This window comes from uncultured Enterovirga sp. (assembly GCF_964242715.1).
Lineage (GTDB): Bacteria > Pseudomonadota > Alphaproteobacteria > Rhizobiales > Beijerinckiaceae > Enterovirga.
The window spans coordinates 38,618-47,173 of record NZ_CAXTAZ010000040.1 but is presented as its reverse complement, the minus strand read 5'-3'; the positions used below and the strand labels follow the sequence as shown (position 1 = coordinate 47,173).

Sequence of the window (8,556 nt, the reverse complement as noted above, 5' to 3'; positions counted from 1 at the left end):
ACGGCCCGACGCCCCGGCAGAAGAGCGGCCGGATATAGGCCGGCACGAAGCCCGGAACATCGAAGGCGTCCGCGAGGCCCTCCTCCTTCGCCATCTGCCGGATGTTGTTGCCGTAATCGAGCGTCGGCACCCCGGCGCGGTGGAAGGCGAGCATCGCCCGCACCTGCTCGACCATCGAGGCTCGCGCCGCCGCCGCGACCGCCTTCGGGTCGCGCTCGCGCCGCTCCTCCCATTCGGCGAGGGTCCAACCGGCCGGCAGGTAGCCGTTGACGGGATCGTGGGCGGAGGTCTGGTCGGTGACGACGTCCGGCCTCACGCCGCGCCGGACGAGTTCCGGAAACACCTCTGCCGCATTGCCGAGCAGCCCGACCGAGACCGGACGCCCGTCCCGCCGCGCCGCCTCCATCATGGCCAGCGCCTCGTCGAGGCTCGCCGCCTGCCTGTCGAGATAGCCGGTCGCGAGCCGCATCTCGATCCGGGAGGGCTGGCACTCGATCGCCAAGAGCGAGGCCCCGGCCATGGTGGCCGCGAGCGGCTGCGCCCCGCCCATCCCGCCGAGCCCGCCGGTCAGGATCCAACGGCCCGTGAGCGAGCCGCCGTAATGCTGCCGCCCGACCTCCCCGAACGTCTCGTAGGTGCCCTGAACGATGCCTTGGCTGCCGATATAGATCCAGGACCCGGCCGTCATCTGGCCGTACATCATCAGCCCGCGCCGATCGAGCTCGTGGAACTGCTCCCAGTTCGCCCAATGCGGCACGAGGTTCGAATTCGCGAGCAGCACCCGCGGCGCGTCCGCGTGGGTGCGGAACACGCCGACGGGCTTGCCGGATTGCACGAGCAGCGTCTCGTCCTCGCCGAGCCGCTTGAGGGCCGTCACGATGCGGTCGTAGCTCTCCCAATCCCGCGCCGCCCGCCCGATCCCGCCATAGACGACGAGCTCATGCGGCCGCTCCGCCACCTCCGGATCGAGATTGTTCATCAGCATCCGGAGCGGCGCCTCCGTCGCCCAGGACCGGGCGGAGAGGTCGAGGCCGCGGGGGGCGCGGATCGTGCGCGTGTTGTCGAGGCGAGGGGGCATGGCAGCAAGATGCGTAATCGAACTTAGCACGAGGCGACTGAGACGGTATAATCCACACCTAACCCGCCCGACAGGCGACTTATCTCTAAGCGGGCAGAGCGATGGAGCCGCCATGACAGAACTGCCACGGCCGATTGCGATAGACTCCCTTCTCGGACTTCCTAAGGAGCGAAAGCTAGTTGCAGTAGTTTCCTGCGGTCGGCAGAAATCACAAGCCGCTGATCAGGCTCAATATCTATATACATCCAGCCTTTTTAGAAACAATCTTCTTCTGGCGAGGGAGTTATCCGCAAAACAGTTCATAATGTCCGCGCACCACGGCCTGTTGTTGCCTAATCAAGTGATCGAACCCTACGATGTAGCGCTTTCGAACCTGCCGCTAGAGGCCCGCATCGAATGGGGCGAGCGGGTTGCGGCACAACTAATCCAGAGAACGGAGGGTAGGATCATCGTCTCACTCGCCGGCATGGGTTACAACCGATTCATAGATCCTGCCCTCCATGCCTGCGGTCGAGAATTAATTTCGCCATTTTCCGGACTCGGACTAGGCCGTAGGCAGGCATTCGCCAAGCGATTGACGAGGATCTATAGGCGGTTCGCGGCCGCAAAAACTTGTATGCTGCCCTGCGACAGGCTGACCGCAACGGAAATAGGTTGCCTCTTCGAGCATATCTAAATCAGGTATCCCTACCGGCGCGCGGAGTATACATCTTCATGGATCCCGACGAGCCTAGTCTCGTCGATCCGTCTCAGCCCCGCGTAGTTCGAATTGGAACTCACGCCGTTTCGCTCGGCTCAAAATCATCATTACGAAGCCGGTTAAGGACGCACTTAGGGAAAGCCGACCTTGGCGGCTCCCACCGGTCATCAGTGTTTCGCCTGCACGTCGGTGCAGCTAAGCTCAACTCGCCTGAATTTCTAGGTCAACTTGCATCCTGGGGCTCCGGATCCACCGCCGTCGTTGATGTCCGGGACGCTGAGCGTAAGCATGAGACTGTAGTCTCGACTTATATAAGTCGGCTGTTAGTGTCCGTGGTTGAGGTCAGTGATGACCCATCCTCTACCAGCTTGAGATCGATCATGGAGCGTGCTCTTATCTCGCTGTTCACAGAGAACGGGGATCTCCTGGAGGGCCCTTCGCCGCTCTGGTTAGGGAGCCGGTCAGGGAAGCCCGAGATCAAGTGCTCAGGTCTATGGAACATACAGCATTTTGGAGCTGAGTGGAACGAGAGCGCGTTGCGCATGGTCATTAATAAGCTTGAGCAATCCTCCGCAGCTGGCCGAAAAATTGTAGGTAAGCTATGACAACGCCAAGGTTTCTACATACCGATCTTGATAACTTAGCTAATATTGCTCGACGAGAGCCTCTTTTCTTGAGGCACCTCGGCCACATGCGCCAAAGGCTTGATGATACACACCTTGGGTTTGTTCTAGGAGCCGGCGTATCGGAACAAGCTCATGTGCCAATGTGGGGCGAGCTGATCCAGCGTCTCTACTGCCATTACGGAACCGACGGTCCTCCTGATAGCTATAAGAAGAATACTCAGCCCGCTACTCTCGTAGCGCAATTCATCTTTAACAGGTTCTTTCGTCAGCAGAAGCAGCAGGATCATCTTAAGGGATTCAACAAGCCACACATCGTGCAGATTGCCATTAAGAATGAGTGGTACAAGCATATTCATGAAGCTATTTATCGGGATGTGCAATCCCTACAGGTCGTTCGAGAGGAGCATCCTTACTTAGTTGAGTTAGCTCGGCTGGTTTATAGCTCGGCGTTTTGTCTGACACTGAATTTTGACGACATCTTGGACAGGATTGCTCAAGAGGCACACATTCCTGGATTGGATCGTCAGAAGCCGAACGTAATTTGGAAGCCGCCGATTGCTGATCGGCCAAATGCTTGCGTCATTTATCACGTAAACGGCTTTCTTCCTTAGCGAATGGGCGCCCGCCGAAGTGAGAACATCGTACTAACCGAAGACTCGTTTGCGTCCTTAATGGCTTCACCGAATTTGATTGAGACAGAATACATAATGAGCAGGGTAGTTTCGAATACTATGATGGTTGTAGGAGCTTCATTTAACGATCCATCCCTTAGAAACCTTTTCTATGCTGCAGCAAGGCGAAATCCGTCAGCGTTCCATTATTGTCTACAGCACGATGAAAGCGTCACTGGGGAGAATGTAAGTTCAGACGAGCGGGAGGACAGGCGCTCGCTAAATCGAGATATGTATAACATTATAACATACTTCACCTCCAAGTCTGAGATCGCCTCAATCGTGCGATCACTTGCGCTCGCTCCCGACGATTTTCAACAAAGGGTTCGCCAGGCCGCCGATCAGGCCGGACGTCCAAACGATCACGTCTCAAGATTCTATGTTGTTGGTTCTGTGAGCAGCGGAAAATCCTCCCTTGTTGAGCGGCTAAGGGCGTTCAAGACCTTTGAAGAGTGGCCCGAACCTCCGCTCGAGTTGATGTTTAAGGATCCAAAAACTCTGGGTAACGAGGAAGAAAAGCAGGTCGACGGATGGGTATTGCGTCAGTTGGCTAAGAAAAACGAGTCAATGAGGTCGGCGAGTTACGGAATATACATCATGGACCGCGCTCCTTTGGATTTGTTCGCGTTTTCGAAGCAGCCCAGCGACAACGTTAAAAAGGCCCGGGAATTAAAAGTCCTAATCAAAGAATCCGGCATCGAAAGCGGACAAATTATTTTTCTGAGGGCAGACAAGGAGACGCTCTTTGAGCGACAAGTTCGTCGCGGTCGAGGACCCGAGTGGCTGAAGGCCGCAGCGTACAATGCAGAGGAACTTCAAAAGCAGGCCGATAAACTGCACAAGATTTACAATAATGAGAAGGTTCTAGATACGACGGCGGAAACGATGGAAGATGTTGCGCGCGCGGCCGCGGAAATCATCCTGTTCGGTGAGTTCGAGCCGTCGAATTTGGAGGCTCGGCGGGCCTCGATTGAGACAGGCGAAGTCATCGATGCGTAAGTCTATTTACCTTGCGGCCCCCCTGTTCTCAATGGCAGAGAGAACTTTTAATGGAGAGCTTGCTTTGCGGCTGGAGGAGAACGCAGATGTATTTTTGCCTCAGCGGGACGGCAGGTTGATTATTGACCTTCTCGACGAAGGTTTTGATGTAGAACAGGCTAAAAGGTTAATTTTTGAAAGAGATGTGGATGCCCTGCAGCGATCAGATATCGTTTTGGGGGTATTGGATGGCCGTGTAATAGACGAGGGTGTCGCGGTAGAGCTGGCTTTAGGCTACGCGTTTAAGAAGATCTGCTGGGGACTGAAGACCGATTTCCGCTCTCTTTGTTGGTTTGGCGATAACCCAATGGTCGAGGTTCTTATCGGAAGGCGCTTTGAGACAGTGGATGCCGTCGTGGTTGCCGTTCAGTCTGCCCGCTGGGCGGAAGCCTGAGAGCGCGGCCGAAAGCGCACATCGCGCCTTGACACTTACCCGTACTAGGAATATAACCCGCGCATCCGATCCGCCGAGGGACGCTCTCATGAGGCGTCGTGGAAGTGGGATCGGGTGCGGCGCCTGCGGGCGGGGTTCGCGGCCCCGCACTCGGGACGCCGGGTCCAACTGTCCCCCCGACACTACGGTCGGGTCAACGGAGCGTTGTTAAGTACGTGGACGGGCCTAGCCTTGGGCCACGTGGCGAAGCGCAGAGGACCCGGAGCGAAATCGCTGCCCGGCGGGGTGCCGAGAGGCTCTCCAAAACAATCAAAGATCGAGCGTCCGGCATCCCGCCGCCCCTCGACTGAATTGCGGGAGGCCCGCGCGGCCTTCGGCTGTTTGAACCATCGTTCGGCCCGACCCGGATCCCCGGGCGGGATGACGCGTGGGAGTTGGCCGTGCCCTCGCTGGGAGGGCTATCGCATTTGGGAAAACCGGCCCGGCGCATGCGATAACCCTGACGCGAGGGGGAGGGGAGACGGGGCGCGCAGGTGTCGAAGGTCAGCGTCCCCGAAAAACACGCGCGAAAAGGGGGTTGAAGCCGAGGCGGTAGACGAGTTCGGCCGGGCGTTCGATCTCCCAGATCGCGAGGTCGCACAACTTGCCGGGCTCGAGCGTGCCGACCTGGGCAAGGCGGCCGAGAGCGCGGGCGGCCTCGCGGGTGGTGCCGGCGAGGATCTCGTCGATCGTGAGCCGGAACAGGGTCGCGGCCATGTTCATGGCGAGGAGGGGGGAGGTGAGCGGCGAGGAGCCCGGATTGCAATCGGTCGCGATCGCCATGCGGACGCCGTGGCGGCGGAAGGCCTCGACCGGCGGGGCCCGGGTCTCGCGGAGGGTGTAGAAGGCGCCCGGCAGCAGCAATGCGACGGTGCCGGCCTTCGCCATCGCGGCCGCGCCCAGCTCGCTCGCATATTCGAGATGGTCGGCCGAGAGCGCGCCGAACCGGGCCGCGAGCGCGGCGCCGCCCGTGTCCGAGAGCTGGTCGGCATGGAGCTTGATGGGCACGCCCGCCGCGCGCGCCGCCTCGAAGACCCGGGCCGTCTCCTCGGGCGAAAAGGCGATGCCCTCGCAGAAGGTGTCGACCGCGTCGGCGAGCCCGGCGAGACGCGGGATGGTGGCGCAGACCTCGTCGAGGTAGGCGGCGCGGTCGGTCTCGGGCGGGACGGCGTGGGCGCCGAGATAGCTCGTCGCGACCGCGACCGGCCGCTCCCGGCCGAGGCGGCGCGCGGCGCGCAGCATGCGGGTTTCGGTTGCGGGCTCGAGGCCGTAGCCGGATTTGATCTCGACCGTCGTGACGCCCTCGGCGATGAGGCGGTCGAGCCGGGGGAGGGCGGTCCGGACGAGGTCGTCCTCGCTCGCGGCGCGGGTCGCCCGGACGGTCGACAGGATGCCGCCGCCGGCGCGCGCGATCTCCTCGTAGGAGGCGCCGGCGAGCCGGAGCTCGAATTCCTGCGCCCGGTCGCCGGCATGGACGAGATGGGTGTGCGCATCGACGAGGCCGGGCGTCACCCAGCGGCCGTCGAGGTCGATTCGGGTCTCGGCGTCCCAGCCGGTCGGGAGGTCGCGCTCCGGCCCCGCAAAGGCGATGCGCCCGTCACGGCAGGCGACGGCGCCCCGCTCGACGATACCGAGGCCGGGCAGGCTCTCGGCCAGCGTGGCGAGGCGCGCGCCGCGCCAGACCGTGTCGAAGCGCATGCGGGCCGAGCGCCGCGCGTCAGGTCCCGTGGGGGGTCAGGACATGGATGACGCGGCTCGCGAGCAGGTCCTTCGTCTTGGCGCCGTAGGCCGCCATGTGCGGCGCGGCGGCATGGGCCTTGAGCGCGTCCATGCTCTCCCATTTCTCCACGACGGCGAAGCTGTCAGGCCCGATCTCGGCCTGGACGGGCCCGAACCCCTCCGCATCGATCGTCGGCACGTATTCGACGCAGCCCTGCTCGGCATGAACCGCCGGCATGTTGGCGTGGAAGAGTTCGAGGACCTGGTCCCGCAGACCGGGCTTCGCGGTGATGATGGCGATCACGTGGATCAAGGGCGCTCTCCCGAATGTCGGCTCTTCGGCCTCAGGCCTTCTGTCCGGCCGCGAGCCTCAGTGCCGCATTGATCCGGTCCTGCCAACCCGCACCCTCCGCCTGGAAGAAGTCGAGCACGTCGCGGTCGATCCGGAGCGTCACCTGTTCCTTGGCGCCCGGGATGGCTGCCGCCGCCGCTTTCGCCGGCGACGGTTCCGCGGGCTTGTCGGTCGCGGCCTTGAAGGCGGCCTCCGCCCGCGCCCACGGGTCGGTGCCTCCGCGCCGGTGGCGATCGTTCATCATGGTCGTGCGCTCATCGGAACGGCATCTCCTGCGGAAGCGGGATCAGGTCTCGGGTCGGCCGGCCGACGCAGGCGGGTCGGCTCTCGGCAGGCAGCGCCGGACGATCCGGCCTCGGCCATGCGGCGCCGCGCGCGACGTCTGTCCCTGATCCGACAGGCCTGTCTTCCCTGGCGGACATTGTCAAGCAACCGCTCAGCGACGGAACAGGCCCTCGCAGGCAGCCGCGATCGAGAGGAGCCGCTCGTCCTGCCCGCTGCGCGCCGTGAGCATGAAGCCTGCCGGGCGCGGCGTCCCGGCCATCGGCAGCGTGATGGAGCAGAGGTCGAAGAGATTCCCGACCGCCGTGTTGCGGAGCATCAGCATGTTGGCCGCGTGATACGCATCCTCGTCGGCGAGAAGGGGCGCGATCGCCGGGGCGGTGGTCGCCGTGGCCGGACACGCGAACGCGTCCACGCTCGCGAGCCTCCGGTCCATCGCGGCGATCAACTCGACGCGCCGTTGCATCGTCCGGAGATAGGCCGCGGCCGGGATTTCCGCGCCGCGCAGGATCCGGCTCCGGACGCGCGGGTCGTAATCCCCCGCAGCCGCGTGGAGGAGGGAGACGTGGACCGCCGCGGCTTCGATCGCCGCGATCGAGGCGCCCGGCAGCGCTGCCGACATCGCCTCCAGAAGGTCGTCGATCGCGAGCGCAACGACGTGCGCGCCTGCCCGGGAGAGCGTTTCGAGCGAGCGCTCGAAGGCCTCGGTCACGACCGGTTCCGTGTCGCCGAAGAGAAGCCCGCGCGGGACCCCGATGCGGAGACCGGCGACCTGACACGGTTCGAGCGGCTGCGGCTCCGCACCGGCCATCACGGCATCCGCGGATGCACATTCGGCCACGGTTCGGGCCAGGGGCCCGATGGAATCGAGACTGGGTGAGAGGGGATAGGCGCCGTCGAGCGGCACGCGCCGGGCGGTCGGCTTGAAGCCGACGACCCCGTTCAGCGCGGCCGGGATGCGGACGGAGCCGCCCGTGTCGCTGCCGATCGCGATCTCGCTCGAACCCAGCGCGACGGAAACGCCGGCACCCGAAGAGGATCCGCCCGGGATGAGGGCCGGGTCGACGGCGTTGCCGGGCGTTCCGGTGTGAGGGTTCAGGCCAAGGCCTGAGAAGGCGAATTCCACCATGTTGGTGCGGCCGATGACGACTGCCCCCGCCCGTCGAAGGCGACGCAGCACCGCCGCATCGGTGTCGGCCGGTGGCGAGCCTCGAAGCGCCTGCGAGCCGGCGAGCGTGACCTCGCCTGCGACATCGAACAGGTCCTTGATCGAAACGATCGCGCCGTCGAGCGGACCGAGGCTGATGCCGGCGCGCCGGCGCGCGTCCGCCGCGGCGGCCGCATCGCGGGCCGCCTCCGGGTAGAGCCGCGTGAACACGTGGTCGCGCTGCGTGGCGCGCTCGAATGCCTCCTCCAGCCTCTCGGTGCTCGATCGGGTCATCTGGCGACCTCAGCAGGAGTTCGACGGAGGTGCTTGGAGCCACGCATTGGCCGTGCAACCGACGAGCAGAGACGATCAGGAAGCTTCGGAGGACGGGTCAACGGGACGGTCTGGCTGGGGGACGAGGATTCGAACCTCGACTAGAGGAGTCAGAGTCCACTGTTCTACCGTTAAACTATCCCCCAACGACCCGCCTGCGGGCGGACCAGCGGATTT

Annotated in this window: 9 protein-coding genes, 1 tRNA gene and 1 pseudogene; 5 read left to right on the top strand and 6 right to left on the bottom strand. The window is 63.2% G+C overall.

The genetic code is table 11. The features are described 5' to 3' along the window. On the bottom strand, positions 1 to 1,078 hold a 1,078-nt coding region (hutU, locus tag ACFE87_RS18000), incomplete at its 3' end, for a urocanate hydratase (RefSeq protein WP_375461028.1). Between the two features lie 112 nt (positions 1,079 to 1,190). Between hutU and ACFE87_RS17995 the strand changes: the two genes are divergently transcribed. The 5 genes and pseudogenes from ACFE87_RS17995 to ACFE87_RS17975 all read left to right on the top strand — a co-directional run bounded on the left by ACFE87_RS17995 (position 1,191) and on the right by ACFE87_RS17975 (position 4,507). Beyond that, positions 1,191 to 1,754, top strand: a complete 564-nt coding sequence (locus ACFE87_RS17995; RefSeq protein WP_375461027.1) for a DUF6884 domain-containing protein — start codon at positions 1,191 to 1,193, stop codon at positions 1,752 to 1,754. 697 nt (positions 1,755 to 2,451) lie between these two features. Beyond that, positions 2,452 to 3,015 (top strand): hypothetical protein, encoded by a 564-nt coding sequence (locus ACFE87_RS17990; RefSeq protein ID WP_375461026.1) that lies wholly within the window; start codon positions 2,452 to 2,454, stop codon positions 3,013 to 3,015. A 3-nt stretch (positions 3,016 to 3,018) separates the two neighbouring features. After that, a pseudogene (locus ACFE87_RS17985) lies at positions 3,019 to 3,255 on the top strand (SIR2 family protein); the annotation flags it as partial. A 102-nt stretch (positions 3,256 to 3,357) separates the two neighbouring features. Further along, the gene (locus ACFE87_RS17980) at positions 3,358 to 4,074 is read left to right on the top strand and encodes a hypothetical protein (protein ID WP_375461033.1); all 717 of its coding nucleotides are present in this window, start codon (positions 3,358 to 3,360) and stop codon (positions 4,072 to 4,074) included. Continuing rightward, positions 4,067 to 4,507 (top strand): nucleoside 2-deoxyribosyltransferase, encoded by a 441-nt coding sequence (locus ACFE87_RS17975; RefSeq protein ID WP_375461025.1) that lies wholly within the window; start codon positions 4,067 to 4,069, stop codon positions 4,505 to 4,507. Before ACFE87_RS17980 ends, ACFE87_RS17975 begins: the two co-directional genes overlap by 8 nt. A 543-nt stretch (positions 4,508 to 5,050) precedes the next feature. On the opposite strand, the gene hutI is transcribed toward ACFE87_RS17975, so the two are convergent. The 5 genes from hutI to ACFE87_RS17950 form a co-directional block, all read right to left on the bottom strand. Beyond that, positions 5,051 to 6,244, bottom strand: coding sequence for an imidazolonepropionase (gene hutI / locus ACFE87_RS17970; RefSeq protein ID WP_375461024.1), 1,194 nt, complete (start codon positions 6,242 to 6,244; stop codon positions 5,051 to 5,053). Between the two features lie 19 nt (positions 6,245 to 6,263). Next, positions 6,264 to 6,569, bottom strand: coding sequence for a putative quinol monooxygenase (locus tag ACFE87_RS17965; protein ID WP_375461032.1), 306 nt, complete (start codon positions 6,567 to 6,569; stop codon positions 6,264 to 6,266). A 40-nt stretch (positions 6,570 to 6,609) separates the two neighbouring features. Continuing rightward, positions 6,610 to 6,858: a BrnA antitoxin family protein gene (locus tag ACFE87_RS17960; RefSeq protein WP_375461031.1), complete on the bottom strand. Its 249-nt coding sequence runs from the start codon at positions 6,856 to 6,858 to the stop codon at positions 6,610 to 6,612. 195 nt (positions 6,859 to 7,053) lie between these two features. After that, complete coding sequence (locus ACFE87_RS17955; RefSeq protein ID WP_375461023.1) at positions 7,054 to 8,340, bottom strand: amidase; 1,287 nt, start codon at positions 8,338 to 8,340, stop codon at positions 7,054 to 7,056. A gap of 111 nt (positions 8,341 to 8,451) precedes the next feature. Continuing rightward, a tRNA-Gln gene (locus ACFE87_RS17950) sits at positions 8,452 to 8,525 on the bottom strand. Positions 8,526 to 8,556 lie beyond the last annotated feature (31 nt).